The organism is Micromonospora sp. NBC_00860, from assembly GCF_045207375.1.
Classification (GTDB): domain Bacteria; phylum Actinomycetota; class Actinomycetes; order Mycobacteriales; family Micromonosporaceae; genus Micromonospora; species Micromonospora vinacea.
Genome location: NZ_CP108825.1, coordinates 2,257,379 through 2,275,286, shown reverse-complemented (window position 1 = coordinate 2,275,286; position 17,908 = coordinate 2,257,379). Strand labels below are relative to the sequence as shown.

General features: G+C 69.3%; 11 protein-coding genes. 5 read left to right on the top strand and 6 right to left on the bottom strand.

Annotated elements, in window-relative coordinates; all coding sequences use genetic code 11:
• The first annotated feature begins 66 nt into the window (after positions 1 to 66).
• A complete protein-coding gene (locus OH804_RS10260) occupies positions 67 to 1,620 on the top strand; it encodes an NAD(P)/FAD-dependent oxidoreductase (RefSeq protein ID WP_196923329.1) in 1,554 nt (517 codons plus the stop codon).
• On the opposite strand, the gene OH804_RS10255 is transcribed toward OH804_RS10260, so the two are convergent.
• The 3 genes from OH804_RS10255 to OH804_RS10245 all read right to left on the bottom strand — a co-directional run bounded on the left by OH804_RS10255 (position 1,559) and on the right by OH804_RS10245 (position 6,570).
• Complete coding sequence (locus tag OH804_RS10255) at positions 1,559 to 5,326, bottom strand: serine protease (protein WP_406064611.1); 3,768 nt, start codon at positions 5,324 to 5,326, stop codon at positions 1,559 to 1,561. The two genes, OH804_RS10260 and OH804_RS10255, sit on opposite strands and share 62 nt — an antisense overlap.
• A gap of 1 nt (position 5,327) precedes the next feature.
• A complete protein-coding gene (locus OH804_RS10250; RefSeq protein WP_196923331.1) occupies positions 5,328 to 5,639 on the bottom strand; it encodes a CU044_2847 family protein in 312 nt (103 codons plus the stop codon).
• A 112-nt stretch (positions 5,640 to 5,751) separates the two neighbouring features.
• Entirely contained in the window at positions 5,752 to 6,570 is an 819-nt protein-coding gene (locus OH804_RS10245; RefSeq protein ID WP_406064609.1) for a hypothetical protein, read from the bottom strand.
• Between the two features lie 57 nt (positions 6,571 to 6,627).
• Between OH804_RS10245 and OH804_RS10240 the strand changes: the two genes are divergently transcribed.
• Positions 6,628 to 7,293: a hypothetical protein gene (locus tag OH804_RS10240; protein WP_406064607.1), complete on the top strand. Its 666-nt coding sequence runs from the start codon at positions 6,628 to 6,630 to the stop codon at positions 7,291 to 7,293.
• A gap of 71 nt (positions 7,294 to 7,364) precedes the next feature.
• Here the strand turns inward: OH804_RS10240 and OH804_RS10235 are convergent, their stop codons facing one another.
• The gene (locus tag OH804_RS10235) at positions 7,365 to 8,210 is read right to left on the bottom strand and encodes an SAM-dependent methyltransferase (protein ID WP_406064605.1); all 846 of its coding nucleotides are present in this window, start codon (positions 8,208 to 8,210) and stop codon (positions 7,365 to 7,367) included.
• A gap of 232 nt (positions 8,211 to 8,442) precedes the next feature.
• Between OH804_RS10235 and OH804_RS10230 the strand changes: the two genes are divergently transcribed.
• Entirely contained in the window at positions 8,443 to 11,904 is a 3,462-nt protein-coding gene (locus tag OH804_RS10230) for a ThuA domain-containing protein (protein WP_406064603.1), read from the top strand.
• A gap of 196 nt (positions 11,905 to 12,100) precedes the next feature.
• On the opposite strand, the gene OH804_RS10225 is transcribed toward OH804_RS10230, so the two are convergent.
• Positions 12,101 to 12,568: a nuclear transport factor 2 family protein gene (locus OH804_RS10225; protein WP_406064601.1), complete on the bottom strand. Its 468-nt coding sequence runs from the start codon at positions 12,566 to 12,568 to the stop codon at positions 12,101 to 12,103.
• 190 nt (positions 12,569 to 12,758) lie between these two features.
• Here OH804_RS10225 and OH804_RS10220 point away from each other — a divergent pair, with 190 nt between their 5' ends.
• Entirely contained in the window at positions 12,759 to 13,403 is a 645-nt protein-coding gene (locus OH804_RS10220; RefSeq protein WP_406064599.1) for an alpha/beta fold hydrolase, read from the top strand.
• Between the two features lie 44 nt (positions 13,404 to 13,447).
• Positions 13,448 to 13,972 carry an orotate phosphoribosyltransferase gene (pyrE, locus tag OH804_RS10215; RefSeq protein ID WP_406064597.1) on the top strand — a complete coding sequence of 175 codons (525 nt, stop codon included), beginning with the start codon at positions 13,448 to 13,450 and terminating at the stop codon, positions 13,970 to 13,972.
• Positions 13,973 to 14,097: 125 nt separating this feature from the next.
• Here pyrE and OH804_RS10210 read toward each other — a convergent pair whose 3' ends face one another.
• The gene (locus tag OH804_RS10210) at positions 14,098 to 17,199 is read right to left on the bottom strand and encodes a S8 family serine peptidase (RefSeq protein WP_406064595.1); all 3,102 of its coding nucleotides are present in this window, start codon (positions 17,197 to 17,199) and stop codon (positions 14,098 to 14,100) included.
• Between the last annotated feature and the right edge of the window lie 709 nt (positions 17,200 to 17,908).

Sequence of the window (17,908 nt, the reverse complement as noted above, 5' to 3'; positions counted from 1 at the left end):
GACATTCTGCCCATAACGGGTGGACGCCGCACCTCAATCATGGCGGTGAGCAGGGAGCGCGTCAGCATGAGCGAGCAGAACGGCACGGTGATCATCGGTGCGGGGCCGGCCGGGCTCACCGCGGCATACGAACTGCTTCGGCACGGCCGGTCGGTCCAGGTGTTCGAGGCCGACGAGGTGGTCGGCGGGATCAGTCGGACCGTGGAGCGCGACGGGTGGCGGTTCGACATCGGCGGGCACCGGTTCTTCACCAAGGTGCCCCGGGTGGAGGCGTTCTGGCACGAGATCCTGCCGGACGAGGACTTCCTGACCCGACCCCGGATGAGCCGCATCTTCTACCGGGGCGCCCTGTTCAACTACCCGCTCAGTGCCATGAACGCGCTGCGCAACCTGGGTCTGCCGGAGGCCGCCCGCTGCCTCGGCTCGTACGCCCGCGCCCGACTGCGGCCACCGCGGGACCAGTCACACTTCGAGGGCTGGGTGTCGGCCCGGTTCGGCTGGCGGCTGTACTCGATCTTCTTCAAGACGTACACGGAGAAGGTCTGGGGTATGCCGGCGGACCGGTTGCAGGCCGACTGGGCAGCGCAACGGATCAAGAACCTGTCGCTGGCCACGGCGATCCGCAACGCCGTGCTGCCCCGGCGTCGACGCACCGACGTGACCAGCCTGATCGAGGAGTTCCAGTACCCGAAGTACGGGCCCGGGATGATGTGGGAGCGCTGCGCCGAACAGGTCCGCGAGCGGGGCGGTCGGCTGTCCACCGGCAGTTGGGTCACCGCCGTGCACCGCGACCCGGCCCGGCGGCGGGCGATCAGCGTGACCGTCAACGGCGCGGGCGGGCAGCGTACCGAAGCGGCCGACCATGTGATCTCGTCCATGCCGATCTCGGAGCTGGTGGCCGCGCTTCACCCGCCGGCACCGCCGGAGGTGCGGGCCTGCGCGGCCGACCTGCGCTACCGCGACTTCCTGACGGTCGCCCTGGTCGTGCCGGCGGAGTTCTCGTTTCCGGACAACTGGATCTACGTGCACGACCCGGAGGTACGGGTGGGCCGGATCCAGAACTTCGGCTCCTGGTCGCCGTACCTCGTCAAGGACGGCCGCACCTGCCTGGGCCTGGAGTACTTCGTGTTCGAGGACGACGAGATGTGGCGTACCCCGGATGCCGACCTGGTGGCCCTCGGCACCGCGGAGCTGGAGCGGTTGGGGTTGGTGCGACAGGGCGTGGTGGAGGCCGGCTACGTCGTGCGCATGCCCAAGGCCTACCCGGTGTACGACGAGCGCTATCAGCACAACGTGGACGTGATCCGGGCCTGGCTGGCCGAGGCGGTGCCGAACGTGCACCCGGTGGGCCGCAACGGCATGCACCGCTACAACAACCAGGACCATTCGATGCTCACCGCGATGCTCACCGCCGAGAACATCGCCACCGGGAGTGCCCACGACGTCTGGTCGGTCAACGTGGAGCAGGACTACCACGAGGAATCATCCGGCGGCGACAACCGGCGCGGCACCGGCCGGGACGCGCCGGTGGTGCCCAGCCGGATCATCGCGGCCCCGATCACCGCGCCGGAGGGGTCGGACGACCGAGCCTCTGTCGCAGCTCCCCCGTCTCACGCATGAAGCCGAGCACGATCTCGCGGAACGAGTCGACGGACAGGTCGACGGCGGACTGGAACTTCGCGAAGGCCAGGTCGATGTCGGATCGCTCGCGGTCCTTGTCCCAACCGATCGGATTCGGCGTCTGGAACTGCTGACAGGCCACCAGCAGCGCGCGGCCCTGCTGGAAGTTCACCGACGGTACGTTCCAGACGGTCCCGGCCATGATCCGCACCCCGTCCAGCAGGACGAGCGCGGCCGTGAGCCGCTCAAGTCCGTCACTCGGCGACAGTGTGTGGGAGCGGACGAACATCGCCCCGAGCGCGACGAGCAGGCCGACGTCCGTGAAGTCGTGCAGGAACCTGTCGACCAACGGCGCGGTCTCCGGCCCGACGGCGGTCGCGATCTCGTCCCGGATGGAGTGCATGTCGGTGGCGAGCCGGGAGAAGCTGCCCACCCGCGCGATCGTGTGGGCGAGCTTGCCGTAACCCTCCGAGAGGGTGCCGTGCAGTTCGAGCCGTGCCAGGGCGCAGACGATCGACGCGGAGAAGTCCGTCGACTCGTGGAGTTCGGCTCGTGCCGCCGCCACCACCAGCTCATCCCGGGTGCATTCCCCCGCCGCGTAGGCCTGCGACAGCGATTCGCACGCGCCCACGGCGGCCCGCATGCGCAACAGCGGATCGCCGAGCGCGAGACGGTAGGCGTCGACGTAGGCGGCCGCCGCCGCGGGGAACTGCCGCCGGTGCCGGCGGTGGGCCGCGAGCAGGTGTGCCATCCGAGGGCTGGACGGGAAGGCCCGCCGCCCGCGGGTCAGGATCTCGTCGACCGCGCGGAGGTCGAGGGGGGTGTGCGCCACGATGGCGAGGGCCGTCTTGAGCTGGAGCTCGTTGTGGGCTTCCCGCTCGACCGCCTCGACGGAGTCGCCGCACCGCCTCGCCAGGGAGACGAGTCTCCTCCGGCGTACCTCGCCGAGCTGTTCGAGCACGGCCAGCTTGTGTGGGATCGGGCGGTTCAACCAGCGCTCGTCGGACATCCGCGCCTGCCTCAGCAGGGAACCCTCGATCGCCCACTCCGTGCGCACCAACCGGTACTCGATCTCCACGATGAGCGGAGTGACCTGCGGGTGACTCTTCCGCCACCTGCGGTAGGCCCGCTTGATCGGCGCGAGTTGGCTTTCGGCGGAGCGGTGCGCGGGCAGGTCGGAGTCGACAGCGTTGTCGCCCTCCCGGGTCACCTTCAGCGTGGAGTCGGCGACGAGCAGACTCAGGAACGCGTCAGCGGTCGGAGCGTTCTGCACGGTCCAGGTCAGCAGGTCGCGCGCGAGCTGAAGTCGCCCGGGTTCCCCGGTGCGTCGGCTCCGCTCCAGCCGATGCAGGCGCCGCTGCTGCCGCGCGATGGCCAGCAGGGGACGGCTGTCCCCGGCCAGAGCGAGCGACTTGAGCAGTTCCACGTGCAGCGTGAGCGCGCGCAGCGCCCGGGTGAGGAAGACCTCCGTGAGCGTCTGGTCGGCACTGAAGTCGGCGGCGCGACCGATCAGCGAGACGTACATCGTCCAGGTGCCCGGGTCGGCCAGGAAGGAGCGGTCGTCCTCCAGCTGGGACAGGCACCACTCGCCGACAGCGCGGAGGCCGTCCGGGGAGGGCAACGGCCGGATGGTGACCGCGCGGAGCACGTCGTGCAGCACGATCCGCACGTCGGCGCGGCCGGACAGGTGCTCGTCGACGACGACGGCACTCATCCACGCCCCGAGCGCGGCGCCGACGGCATCGTCCGCGCCGACCCCCAGCCACCACGCCAGCACGAGCACCTGGGCGTCCTGGACCTGCTCGAAGTGGCTCCCCGTCTCGACGATGCGGTCGACCGTGCGTGACCCGCCGATCTCGGTGAACGTGCGGCTGGCGGCGGCCACGTCGCCCGCGTGGATCTGGCTGCGCCACAGCCGAAGGCGGACCCGCATCGACGGACCGCGTTCGTTCCCCCGGCCTTCGAGCTCGACGATCTGCCGGTAGAGCGACTCCACCCACTCGGGTCTCATGGATCGGCTGGACACGCGATGAGCGATGTCCTGCATGGCGAGCCCCTGTGCGGACGTCAGGGCGTCAACCTCGAAGACGAACGGGGCGGTGCCCGGCCATTCGTCGAGCCAGATGGCGTCGGCGCTGAACGCGCCAGGAGCCAGTTCCCGGCGGGTTGCCGCGGGCGCGCGGATGCCGAGTGGGTCGTGGGCGGAGGTCAGCACCTGCTGTTCGAGATCCTGCCCGGTGAGCGGCGGCACGTCGTGGGAGCCCTCTCCGTCTGGGCCGGCTCCGACACCGGCGACCGTCAGCCCGGGGTCGCCGAGGGCCGCGATCGGGTCGTCCAGGAGCCCTGTGGTGGGGTCGAGGATGGGCAGATCGAATCGTTCGGACAGGGCGATGGCGAGGTCGATCGCGTCGTCGTCTTCGTTCTGTCGGCAGGCCGCCAGGATCTCCCCGGGGAGGAGGCACCGCGGGTCGATGAGTTCCAGCGCGTTCTCCGCCTCCTGCCGCGACACTCGGCCGAGGGTGGCGCGTGCGATCAGCGTGGCCGCGTCCCGACGACCGATCGGCCCCACCTCGACGGCTGTGGAGAGTCCGACGCAGGACAGCTCGTCGCCGAGATCCCGACCGACGAGGACGACCGCGGCGTTCATCTGTTCGGCGGCCTTCATGAGCGCCGCGAGATCCGCGTCGGCCGCAGTGTCGACGACCTGGTGCTGGAGGTCGATGACGAGCCGACCTCCGCGCAGGTCGCGCATGATCGTCCAGCAGGCCAACGCCAGCGTCTCCTCGTCGGAGCGGCTGCCGAACGGGTCCTGCGGGATGGTCACACCGAGCACCGGGAGGACGATCCCCACCACGGGATGCTGCGCGGGGACCGGAGGGGCCAACGCCGCGTCGACGTACGCCGTGTCGCCGGCGGGGATGTGCGCGAGGCGCACCCACACGCCAGCCAGCGCCGACTTACCGGCGAGTGCGTCACCGACGACGAGCCGGTGGCGGGGTCCGTCGCGCGAATCCAGCGCGGCGATCTCGTCCTCCCGGCCGATGAGGTCCACCAGCTCCGAGGGCGCGTCTCCGCGGATCAGACTGCGCGGAGGCCAGGTGAGTCCGCTGGCGGCGTGCCTGATCTGCATCCGGCGGTCGTCGGTGTCCAGGCCCAGCGAGGTGCGGATCTGGACGATCTCCGTACCCAGCAGGGCGTGTCCGCCCAGATCCGTCTGCCGTCCCCGCGTGACGCGGACCATGCCGACGAGCCGGCCGTCCTCGCGGTCGAGAACCGGCGCGCCGCTGTATCCCCGCTGGATCTGCCCCGACCGCAGCTTGAGCCAGGCGACCCCGTCGTCCTCGACGAGCCCTTCGTTGACGACGAGCGTCGTCTCGGCGCGCCGGTCGACGCAGCTGACGACCACATACTCCGCAGCAAGAGCGGGGGGACGGGTGTCCGGGATGAACCAGAACTCGTCCGACTCCTCCACGGTCAGGAGGCAGAGGTCGCGCTGCTTGTCCCAGAGCAGGACGGTCGCCGGCTCGTCGACCGCGTCGGCGGACCGGCCGATGCGACGGATCTTCACCGGCCCGGTCCGATCCAGCCCGTGGGTGGCCGTGGCGACGGCCCGCGGTCCGATCATGAAGCCGGTCTGCTTCACGGACCCCTGGTGAACGCCGACCAGCCCCGCCCACAGATGCCGGCCGGACTCGACGTCAGCCATCTCAGCCAGCGAGGTCCTTCCAGGCCAACTTCAGCTCCACCGCCCCCTCGGCCTTTCCATCGACGAGGAGCGCCACCGCCTTGCCGTTGGTGATCGAAAAGCCGACGCGCATGGTGACCTCGATCTCCGTCGGGGCGGCCTTGCGCGCGTGTTCCACCATCTCCTCGGCGACCTTCGCCACCTGTTCGGCCACGTCGCTGAGCTTGATTCTGAGCGACTGAAGAGAGACCTCCTCCTCAGAGTCGATTTCCATCGCCAACGCCGCGAACGTCGTCTCGTCCTTCAACTCAAGCGATATCAGGTCGCCCTGCATTGGCCCGCTCTCCTCGGTGAGGCGCTGATCAGTCCATTTCGCAGCGATTGTTGCATCGGTACAGTGTGGACACCCTGGGCTATCGGATCATCGACACTCGGCGGACAAATACTCAATGCGGCAGGTGCGTGCAGTGGGCCACTGTGGCGTCGTCCGGGAATTGCGCATCCGCGCCGGCGGTGGCCTGCGCCTCGACCTGCCGGACGCGGGCGATGACGCCGGACGGCCCGCTGGCGCGCAGCAGGTCCAGTACGCCCGGCCAGTCGGCCCGACCGTACGGGCTGACGATGCGGCTGGCACCGTTGCTGAGCAACGCGACACCGTTCAGGCCGGCGAGGGGTCGGCTGCCGGTCACCGCCTCCCGCGCGGCGTGGGGGTCCTCCTTGGCGATCCAGTAGCCGCCCGGCTGGTTGCGAAGGGCACGTAGCGCGCTGACGCAGGACACCCGCACCCGGTCGTACTCCGGTGTTCCCGGGACGACGCCGGCCAGCGGCGCCGAGCATTCCCGCCGGGCGGTCGCCTCACGCTCATCGGTGACCACCAGCGGGCTGGCGTCGACCCGGTCGAGGACGAGGTAGGAATCCGCGAGCAGGAGCCACTCCAGGCGGTCCTGGTGGACGCGGACCATCGCGACGGTGGCCTGCGGGCTGCTCGGGTCGGCGACGGCGCAAGTGTCGCCGTGCTCGGCGGCAATCTCGGTGATGGCGGTGGCGAGGATCGCGGCGAGGTTTCGCCCGTCGCCGCGCGACAGGTGGCCGAGCAGCATGCCGCCGAGGCGGTGCGTGTACCAGGCGACGCCGTGGAGGCAGAGTGACTCGGCTCCCGGAATGCCGGCACCGTCGAGGAGGACGACAGAGCCGGGAACCGCCCCGACGAAGTCCTCGTTCGGCCGCTGGGCCCTGCCGGCGCTCGTTGCCAGGCTGACCTGCACTCGTGGGCTCCCGTCTGAACTCGCGCGCCGTTGGGTGGATAAGGGCAGCATCCCCCGGTGCCCGGCGCCACGGCCAGCCCGGCAACCGAGGCTGGCTTGATAGGCGGCCTCATCGGTGACGGCGGAACCGGCACGCACAGACTGACATCTGGCGCTGTCGATGTGCTTGGCGATAATCGTTGTATGACGACGGCTGCGCACAGTGAGTCCGGCCTGCGGAAGGCCACCTTGACGGGTCAGGATCTGATGGAAACGTCGTGGGACTACTGCCGCATTCACGCACTCGCCGTCACCGACGACGAGGGCCCGCCCGAGGACCTGACCCCGGAGGAGTTCCAGGAGCAGGATGACCTCGACCCCACCGCGCCGTCGGCGCTGCAGCTACACCTCGACCTCGACTACATCGTGCGCCGCGTCGATTCGGGGCCGATGCGGGACGTCCACTTCTGGGTCGCGCCGGCAACGCTGATCTTCCACAGCGTGTGGAACCTCGGCGGCGGCTTGCACTCCGTGTGCCAGCCGTTCGAGTTGAAGAACCTCCGCCAGGAGGCTCCCTCACAGTCAGGGGAGCCCTGCTGGCACCTGGAGGGGCGCGACCTGGACCTGAGGTTCCGGGCATCGGGCTTCACCCTGTACCTGCGCCAACCCCCACGTTACGGCGCGCGGGTGCTCCGGATGGCCGATCGGGGTGGCATCAGCTTCGACCCGAAGCCGTTCGCCTGACCGGGGACGAGCCTGTCCGTGCCGCGACGCCGGCCAGGTCCGCCGATCGCTGTGCCGGCCCACAGACCCGGTCAGGGCTTGCGGGCTACCGCACCGTAGATGGAGGCGTCTGCCAGGGGCGGACGCTGTGTCGGTGGAACCTGCGGCCGCCACTCGGTGACCGGGGCGATGCCCGGTTCGGCCAGTTCCAGACCGGTGAAGAAGCGGGCGAACTCGGCGCGGTCTCGGGGTACGGCGTCCTGCTTCATCCGGCCGGCGACGAACTCGGCCTCCATCCGTTTGACGATCTCGGCGGGGATGTGGTCGGTGGTGAAGTGGGTCAGCGCCAGCCAGCTGCCCGACGGCAGCGCGTCGAGCAGGTGGGCGACCTGCTCGTGTGGGCGGTCGTCGTCGGTGAGGAAGTGCGTCACGGCGATCAGCACCAGGGCCACCGGTTGGGACAGGTCCACTGTGGCGCGCAGCTGCGGGTCGGCGAGGATCTTCTCCGGGTCGCGTAGGTCGGCGTCCAGGTACGCGGTGGCGCCGGCCGGGTCGCTGGTCAGCAGCGCCCGGGCGTGGACCAGCACCATCGGGTCGTTGTCGACGTAGACCACCCGGGAGTCGGGGGCGACGGACTGGGCCACCTCGTGGGTGTTGTCGGCGCTCGGGATGCCGGTGCCGATGTCGAGGAACTGCCGGACGCCGACCTCCTCGGCGAGGAAGCGGACCGCCCGGCCGAGGAAGGCCCGGTTTTCCCGGGCGAGTGTGCGCACCCCTGGGTAGACGGCGGCGATCTGGTCGCCGGACTCCCGGTCGACGGCGAAGTTGTCCTTGCCGCCCAACCAGTAGTTGTAACGGCGGGCCGGGTGCACAGTCGTGGTGTCGATCCGGTCGGCAGCACGGCCCTCTGGCGATTCCGACGTGGACGGCACCGTCATGAGACCTCCCCAGGTCGATCGGACACGCCGCATTCGCAGCGTCACGGGACGCATCCAGAGGACAGCTTAGGCCGTACCCATTGGTCCGTGGGTCCCGTCGACGCGCGGACGCCGCCAGGCCGGGAAACCGCTTACCAGAGGGCTATTGACGGTCGTCACTGGCTGTCAGTACCGTGATGCGGGCAGCGAGAAAGCGCTTTCCGACCCTCACCGTCCGACAGGGAGCGCCCCCATGCCCCGACACCTCCGTGCGTTCTGCCTGATCCTGCTCGCCATCGCCACCGTGGTGAGCACCACCACCGCCCTGCCCGCCGAGGCCGCCCCGCGCTTCCGGGTGCTGGTCTTCTCCAAGATCACCAACTTCTACCACGACTCGATCCCGGCCGGCATCGCCGCGATCCAACAGCTCGGCGCCGCCCACAACTTCGAGGTCGTCGCCACCACCGACGCGGCGGCCTTCACGGACGCCAACCTCGCCACCTTCGACGTTCTCGTCTTCAACAACACCAACTCGCTCCCGACCTCGGGTGACCTGCTCAACGCCAGCCAGCGGGCCGCGTTGCAGACGTTCATCCGCAACGGCGGTGGTTGGGCCGGCCTGCACGCCGCCTCGGCCAGCGAACGCGACTGGCCCTGGTACGAGGGCCTGGTCGGCACGATCTTCGACTACCACCCCGACTTCTCGTCCACCGGCGGCACCTTCCCCGGCCGAGTGAAGGTGCTCGACCGGGCGCACCCGTCGACGCGCAACCTGCCGGAGCTCTGGGAGCAGAGCGAGGAGTGGTACAACTGGCGGACCAACCCGACCGGCAACGTGCACACCCTCGCCCAGATCAAGGTGCGCGACGGGATCAACGGCCTGGACGAGGGCGTCGACCACGCGTACTCCTGGTGTCAGCGCTACGACGGCGGCCGGTCCTGGTTCACCGCCGGTGGGCACGCCAGTTCCCAGTTCAGCACCCCGACGTTTCTGGAGCACCTGCGCTACGGCATCGAGTGGGCGGCCGGCGCGGTCGCCGGTGACTGCTCGGCCACCAAGACCAGCAACTTCGAACGGGTGGGGCTGGTCACCGAGAACCTGGCCGACCCCTTCGAGCTGGCCGTCGGCCCGGACCGCAAGGTCTATTACATCCAGCGCACCGGCGCGCTGAAGGTGGTCAACTCCGACACCCTGCAGGTCACCACGCTGCTGGACTTCGCGTACACCTCGGCGATGACCGACCAGTCCGACGGGCTGCTCGGGATGACCCTGGACCGTAACTTCGCCAGCAACGGCTGGATCTACCTGCTCTGGTCGGACAAGACCCTCAAACAGCTCAACCTGTCCCGGTTCACTGTCGCCAACAACAGCGTCGCGCTCTCCTCGGAGAAACGCCTGCTGACCGTCCCCACCTACCGGGGTGAGGGCAGGGCCAACTCGCACATGGGCGGGTCGCTGGCCATGGACGCGGCCGGGCGGCTCTACGCGGCGATCGGTGACAACACCGACCCGTTCGCCTCCAGCGGCTACACCCCGGTCGACGAACGCGCCGGCCGCGCCGCCTGGGACGCCCAGGGCACCGCCGGCAACACCAACGACCTGCGCGGCAAGATCCTGCGGATCACCCCACAAGCCGACGGTACGTACACAGTGCCGAGCGGCAACCTCTTCCCCGCCGGCACCGCGAGGACCCGGCCGGAGATCTACGCGATGGGCATGCGCAACCCGTTCCGGATCACCGTCGAGCCGCAGACCAACGCGGTGCTGGTGGCCGACTACGGGCCGGATGCCCGCGCGGCCGACCCCAACCGCGGTCCGGAGGGGACCGTCGAGTTCAACCGGATCACCAGCGCGGGCAACTTCGGCTGGCCGTACTGCGTGGGCAACAACATCCCGTTCAACGACTACAACTTCGCCACCAACACCTCGGGGGCGAAGTTCAACTGCGCCGCGCCGGTGAACAACTCACCCAACAACACCGGCCTGACCACCCTGCCGGCGGCGAAGTCCGCCCTGGTCTGGTACGCGTACTCCGCCTCCACGCAGTTCCCCGAGCTGGGCACCGGCGGTGGCGGGCCAATGAGCGGCCCGGTCTACGACTACGACCCGGCAAACACCCGCACCACGAAGTTCCCCGAGTACTTCGAGGGCAAGTGGATCACGTATGAGCTGACCCGCAGGTGGTTCAAGACGCTCTCGATCCACAAGACGGCGCAGACCTTCAGCAACGCTCGCTTCGGCCCGACCGCTGTGGGTGACCTCCAGTCGATCAACGGGATCTTCGGCAACATGAGCTGGATCCAGCCCTTCGAGGCGGAGTTCGGCCCGGACGGTTCGCTCTACGTCATCGATTTCGGCGAGGGCACCGGCAGCGGTCGCGGCGGCAGCAACGCCGGCGCGGGCATCTACCGGATCGACTACGTCGCCAACGGGCGGCCACCGACCGCGAAGATCGCCGCCACCCCGGACAGCGGACGTACACCGCTCGCGGTGACGTTCTCCTCGGCCGGGTCGTCCGCCGGTGACGGGTCGGCGCTCAGCTACGCCTGGGACTTCACCAACGACGGCAGCACCGACTCCACCGCCGCCAACCCGAGCTTCACCTACGCCACGGCCGGGAAGCACACCGCCAGGCTGACAGTCCGCAACAGCGGCAACGGGTTGACCGCCACCGCGGTCACCGACGTGGTGGTCGGCAACACCCGACCGACGGTGACGATCACCGTTCCCGACGGCGGGTTTTTCGACTTCGGCGACAAGATCCCGTACACGGTGACGGTCACCGACCCGGAGGAGACCACCATCGACTGCGCCAAGGTGACAGTGCAGACGCAGCTCGGCCACGACTCGCACGCCCACCCGCTGGACGTCTACACCGGCTGCTCGGGGCTGCTCGCCACCGAGGCGGACGCCGGTGACGGCCACGGGCCGGGGCAGAACCTCTACACCCTGATCACCGCGCAGTACACCGACGGTGGCGCGGCCGGCGTACCGGCGCTGACCGGCTCGACCCGCGTGCAGTTGCAGCCCAAGAGCAAGGAGGCCGAGCACTTCAGCGCCCAGTCCGGCGTCACGGTCAACGACCGGGCCACCGCCCGCGCCGGCAAGCGGCTCGGCGAGGTCGACCACAACGACTGGGTGGCGTTCGGGCCGGCGGACCTGCGCAACGTCGGTTCGGTGACGCTCGGGGTGACCAACGGCGGCCTCGGCGGCACCATCGAACTGCGGACCGGCTCGCCCACCGGCACGCTGATCGGCACGGCCACCATCGGCTCGACGGGCGGGTGGGACAACCTGGTCTCCCCCACCGTCACGCTGACCAACAAGCCCACCGGCACGACCACCCTGTACGCGAAGTTCGTCAACGCCGCCCAGGTCGGCGGCACCCCGGACCTGCTCGCCCTGGACTGGCTGCGGTTCAACGGTGCCGGGGTCAAACAGGAGCCGGGCGGGACGTTGTCCCTGGCCGCCAACCCGACCGGCGGCGCCGCGCCCCTGACCACCACGCTCACCGCCACGGCGACGGCGCCGTCCGGGCAGAGCATCACCGACTACGCGTGGGACTTCGGCGACAACAGCGCCGTCACGCACGGGGCGACGCTGCGGTCGACCACCCATGCCTATCCCCGCAAGGGGACCTTCACCGCCCGGGTGACTGTCACCTACACCAGCGGGGAGACCCGCTCGCTCAACCTGACCATCACGGTCAGCTGACCCCGGTCGCCGGCGGGCGGGAGCGTCCCGCCCGCCGGCGCTACCAAGCGGACCGCCCAGATCCCGGAGTTCCTCGGCGCAGTCGTTGGAGAGGTGACGGCGGCCGTTCCGCCGTCCCGGAGCGGAGGGGGCGCAACGGAAGGGAAGAGCAGCGACGTCCGGCAGCGGTAGTCGCACCCAGGGCGTCGGGCGCGATTCAGGGTCGGGCCGTGCCCTCGATGGTGGCGCTTTGCTGCGGACGGAGCGCGGTCAGGAGGCTGTCGAGTTGACCCCAGGCCCGCGCGCTGGCGATGGGGTCGATGTAATCCCGGGACTCGATGATGAGCCCATTGCGGATACGCATCACGAAGACGCATGGCACCGTGAATGCCTCACCTGTCTCGACCACCCGCCCCTGATAGGCAAACTCGGCGACAATCACCTCCGGGTCCGCAGTCTCATGAATCGTCACGTCGACCGGCTTACGGATCAGCGTCCGGGCGACCGGAGGCGGCGCGGTGAAGTGCTCGTGCAGTTCGTTGCGGCTACGCAGCGGCGGCGGCTTGAGCGGGTGGATCGGATGCATGACATGAGTTTTTTCGGCGTACAGGTCGGCCAGGTCTTCGTACGGACCGTCGCAAACACCGTTCACCAGCCGGAGGAAAGTTTCGCGTGGGCTGCTCATGCCGGGCTTCCTTCGAATCACTAGATTGCGCCTGGGCCACGCCGAGGACGACCTCCGGGGGTGGCCGGTATCCCATCGACGGCACCCTACCGACCTCAGCCTCGATGTGACTGCTCCGAAGCGCTCTCGTCAGCCGCATCGGCAAGGCCGCGAGCAGTGGCTGTCGTACCTGTGTGTGAGGCTCCGGGGCATGGCGACTTTCGTTCTGATCCACGGCGGCGGGGGCAGCGCCTGGGACTGGCATCTCCTTGTCCCCGAGCTGACCGGCCGCGGCCACGACGTGGTCGTACCGGAACTGCCGATCGAGGACAGCTCCGCGGGGTTCCCCGAGTTCTGCCAGACGGTCGTCGACGCGATCGGCGACCGGAGAGATCTCGTGGTCGTCGGACACTCGTACGGTGCGTTCACCGCGCCACTCATTGCCGACAAGCTGCCGGTGCGGCGGATCGTCCTGCTCACACCGATGATCCCCAAGCCCGGTGAGAGACCCGGCGACTGGTGGGCCAACACCGGTTACCGGAGCCCGAAAGGGCTCAGCGAGGAGCAGCAGTTCTACAACGGCGTGCCCGCCGAGGTGGTAGCGGAGGCAGCGACACACAGCCGGGACCAGGTCAGCGCGGAGGGGAACGAGCCGTGGCCCCTGGACGCCTGGCCAGACGTGCCGACGACGGTGCTCATCGCACGTGAGGATCGGTTCTTCCCAGCGGACTTCCAGCGCCGGGTGGCCGCCGACCGGCTCGGCACAGTCCCGGACGACATTGAGGGCGGCCACGCGGTCCCCCTCAGCCACCCGAAGCAACTCGCCGACCGCCTCATCGCGTACCCGCTGCGCTGAAGGCCCATGATTGCTTGATCCGGGCGAGATGCGAGGCTGAGCAGGTGACTCACCCGCTCGCGCGCCGCGTCTACGACACCTGCCATCTCACCGGACATTTCCGTCTACGATCCGGGCAGGTCAGCGAGGAGTACTTCGACAAGTACCTGTTCGAAGGGCAGCCGGACCTGTTGCGCGAGGTCGCCGAAGCGATGGTGGCCATGCTGCCGGAGTGCGATGTGCTGGCGGGGATGGAGATGGGCGGCATCCCTCTCGCCACGGTGATGTCGCAGCTGACGGGGCTGCCGACAGTCTTCGTGCGCAAACATGCCAAGGAGTACGGCACCAGCAAGGCCGCCGAGGGCGGTCCGGTGAACGGGTTGCGTGTCGTACTGATCGAGGACGTCGTCACCACAGGCGGAGCACTACTGGCATCGTGCGCACAGCTACGGTCCATCGGCGCCCAGGTGGAGACAGTGGTCTGCGCCATCGACCGCGAGCAGGGCGGCCGTGAGAATCTGGCGGCCGAGGCGCTACAACTCCGCGCCGCCCTCACCCGCCGCGACCTGGAGGCTTCCCTGATCGCGTGACAGCTCTGGTGCCGCTCCATGAGAAGGTCGGTTGATGTTACGTGGACGACTACTGACCGAGAGCCTGCGCGTTGGCGTCGAGGTGTGGGGCGGTGCACCGGCACCGCCCCACACCCGCTGAACGGTTACTGCCAGGAACTCTGTTGGGTGTAGACGAGGTTGCCGGGGACGACCGTGCCGTTGGTGCGGTACTCGGTGTACGCCCAGAAGTCGCCCTCGGCCAGCGGCTTCTTCGGCTTCAGCGTGAAGTTGAAGCCCTGACCGCGCTCCGAGGTGGAGGGCATCGTCAGCGTGGCACCCGCGTACTTGGCGTTACGGCCGATGATGGCGTAGCCCAGATCGAAATCGACCACCGGACCACCGGGCACCTGCGCGAAGACGTAGGCGGTGTAGCGCCCCGGCTCGGGCAGGAACTTGTACGCCTGCTCCGCGCTGGTCCAGAACCTGTCACTGCTGTAGATCAGGGTGTCGCCCTTGTACAGGTAGAGATCGAGGTTCGTGTTCGGGTCGTCGGTGTTGGCTTCGACGACGATGCCGGCGGTGTTCGCCGGCACCGTGAAGTCAATCTTCTTCACGCCGGATGCCTTCGGGTCGAACACCCCGCCGTAGACGCCGGCCGGAATCGAGTACGACTCCCGCTGCATCGGGGTGTAACCGGTGCTGCGGCCGGTGAGTGGCCCGGTGAAGCCCGGCTGGACCAGACCGAAGGCGCCGTTGGCCATCCGGCCGAACTCCTCCCCGTCGTCACCGTACGGCCGGGCGGTGATCCCCCACGGGCGGGCGGCGACCGGGATGCGGGCGGTGTGGGTCCTGCCGTGCCAGGTGATGGACCCGGTCACGTACCGGTCCCAGGGGGCGCTACCCCGACGCACGGTGATGGTCACCGTCGCGGACTTGCCGGGCGCCAGCGTCACCGATGCCGGCGACACGGTGACCTTCATGCCGGGCAGGCCGGACACCGACGATCGGTAGGTTTCCCGGGCCTCGCCCACGTTGGTCAGGGTGCGGGTGAGGGTCACCGGTTGGGTCCCGTCGTACTCGCGCAACGAGATGGCCGGCAGGTTGAGTTCCTTGCCGTCGGGCGCGGCCGTCTCGCTGAACGTGGTCAGCTCTGCCGCCGTCGGCTCGATGACCAGTCCCGGGTCGGTGGCCCCGGCCAGGTTGATGAAGCCGCTGCCCTGGTCCAGGGGGTTGCTGGTGCCAACGGTGTCGGTGGCGGTGGTCCGCAGCGCGGAGGCGACCCTGCCCGGCGACCAGTCCGGGTGCGTGGCGCGCAGGATCGCTGCCGCGCCGGCCACGTACGGCGAGGCCATTGAGGTGCCGGAGTACGCGTCGTACTGTCGCCCGAAGTTGCCGGCCGGTGAGACCGCGGCGATGATGTCCGACCCCGGGGCGACCAGGTCCGGCTTGAAGACGCCGTAGGTCACCTTGTCCGGGCCGGTGGAGGAGAAGTCCGCGACGCTGGGTACGCCGGGGACGCTGGAGCCGTCACCGCCGGTGCGCACGGACGCCTTCGCGTCGGTGGGGTGGCGCATCAGGTAGTTGAACAACGTGCCGGCCTGCTTCTCCGTCGGCAGGTAGACCACCGGGAAGTTGTAGATGGAGTTGACCCGGTAGTTGCCGACCGGGTCGAACAGCACCATGGCCGCCCCACCCTTCTCCTTCACCTCGGTGGCAGAAGCGAAGGTGTCGGACAGCGCACACGCAACCACCTTGCCCTTGATCTTGGCGGGATCGAGGCTGCCCGGCTCGCAGTACACAGCGCCCAGGTCCGGCGATCCGGCCTGGTCGCCGAAGACCATCGGCCGTGCGTCGCCACCGGGCAACGCGTCCAGGGAGCCGCCGACCAGCTTCGTGCCGTCACCGAGCTTGATGGTCGCCTCGTCGAGGTTCGTCACCGCCGCGCCGACAGTGGTCACCCAGGGTGCCGCGTTGCTGATGGCCCCGCTCACGATGCCGGTGTTGCCGGCCGACGCCGCCACGAACACCCCGGACAGGGTGGCGTTGAGGAAGGCGATGCCGATGGGGGTGTTGGCCTCCCAGTCGCCGAGCTGCGAGCCGATCGAGAAGTTGATCACCTGCACGCCGTCGGCGACGGCCGCGTCGATGCCGGCGATGATGTCGGCGTCGTAGCCCATGCCACCCCAGAGCACCTTGTAGACGGCAATCTGAGCATCCGGCGCAACGCCGGAGACGGGACCGAAGCGACGCCCGTCGATCGTGACGTTCGCAATCGGCAGGCCGGCCGCCGTGGAGGCGGTGTGGGTGCCGTGCCCGGCCGCGTCGCGGGGGGACAGGAACTCACCCTCGGGCACCGAGCCACCGCCGGCGAGCCACGAGTCGGCAAAGTACCGGGCACCGACGATCTTGCCGTTGCAGTGCTCGGCCACGAAGGCCACACCGGTCTGGCAGGTGCCGTGCCAGTTCGCGGGAGCGGGCATCTTCTTGGCGAACGACGCGCTCTCCGGCCAGATGCCGGTGTCCAGGACGCCGATCACCATGCCCGCGCCCGTGCCGGGGCCGGGCTTGGCCGGCCGGCCGGCGCGGTCCGTCGGCGCCGACTGGTCCGCGCCGCTCGGGGCGGCAGGCGTCGGGGTGGCGGGCGTCGGGGTGGCGGGCGTCGGGGTGGCGGGCGTCGAAGTGGTCGCGGGAGGCGGCGTCACCGGAGTGCCGAGCGCCCGCGACGCGGTGACGGCGCGGACGCGCTTGTCCGCCCGCAACGTGCTCACCTGCTGGGCGGTCAGCTTCGCCGAGAACCCGTTGAAGGCGGTGGCGTAGACCGCGTTGACAGTGACCCCGGCAGCGGCCGCGACGGCGGCCCGTTGCGTGTCGAGGTGCCGGCGGTACGCCTGCGACGGCGCCGACGTCACGTTCAGGCGGTTGCCCGCCGCCGGGCGGGTCCGGGCCAGACCGGACACCCCACCGGTGTACGTGGTCAGCGGGTCCTCGGCCAACTCGACGACGTACATGCCGGAGCCGGTCTCGTCGACGGCTGCCTTCGGCGTGGCCGCACGGTTGCCGCCTGGTCGGCGGTCGGCCCCGTCGGTCAGGGTGACCTTCTGGTCGGACCCGGCGGTGAAGTAACCGGCGCCACTGCCGTTACCCGGCGAACCTGCGGGTGCCGCCGACGCCGTTCCCGCGACACCGGTGGTACCGGTGATCAGGGCGACGACCAGCGTAGGTATCGCCAGTCTTCGCAGCCTGTTTCCGCTCGTGCCTGTAGCCACGAGGCTCCTTTCGGTTGCTCCCTTGTGGAGCTTTTCATCGATCGCGATCCGCTGATGGGAGCGCTCCCCCACCTAAGCCGCCGATGGTTAATCGATGGTTTGCACGGTGTTACGGATCGCCGGTGCGTATAAGATCACGTTCTGCCGGCCGCGCCTAGATCACTTTTTTCAGAGGCCGCCAGAGCAGGGCGGACGCCCCAGCCAGGGCCAGTCCAAGCAGCGGGGCGCCGCCGACCCCGCCGAGACAGGATCGAGCAGCACCTACGCCCCATCACTTGACGCCGTTCAGGCGTAGTCAGTCGCCGATGAACCACAGATAGAGGTGTGTTCCCCTCTCGACGACCCGGCACAACTCGCGGGCCTGACCGACCCAGTCGCCACCCAGGACGGCGGGAAGCCGGTCCAGTTCCGCCAACAGCAGCGGTACTTGCCGCTGGTTGAAGACCGCATCGCCGTGGAGTCAAGGCCTGGAGCATCGGGAAACCGGCGGGGTCCAGATCCGCGAACGCATCGGTCCATCTCACGCCGGCCTCGGCGCGGGCCATGAACTCACCGCCGTCATCACGCACCGCCATATTGATCACTCCGCCGACCCTATCGGCGCCCATCTCGGCCAGCTAAGGAGTTTTCGATCATGATGCTCACCCCAGGCCCCGGCCCTGCCCAGCATGTCATGACCGGATGGCCTCGAACCGAACCGATGTCCTAG

Coding starts and splice junctions, on each gene's coding strand:
- OH804_RS10260 (WP_196923329.1), top strand. CDS start 67: ATGAGCGAGCAGAACGGCACGGTGATCATCGGTGCGGGGCCGGCCGGG.
- OH804_RS10255 (WP_406064611.1), bottom strand. CDS start 5,326: ATGGCTGACGTCGAGTCCGGCCGGCATCTGTGGGCGGGGCTGGTCGGC.
- OH804_RS10250 (WP_196923331.1), bottom strand. CDS start 5,639: ATGCAGGGCGACCTGATATCGCTTGAGTTGAAGGACGAGACGACGTTC.
- OH804_RS10235 (WP_406064605.1), bottom strand. CDS start 8,210: ATGACGGTGCCGTCCACGTCGGAATCGCCAGAGGGCCGTGCTGCCGAC.
- OH804_RS10230 (WP_406064603.1), top strand. CDS start 8,443: ATGCCCCGACACCTCCGTGCGTTCTGCCTGATCCTGCTCGCCATCGCC.
- OH804_RS10225 (WP_406064601.1), bottom strand. CDS start 12,568: ATGAGCAGCCCACGCGAAACTTTCCTCCGGCTGGTGAACGGTGTTTGC.
- OH804_RS10220 (WP_406064599.1), top strand. CDS start 12,759: ATGGCGACTTTCGTTCTGATCCACGGCGGCGGGGGCAGCGCCTGGGAC.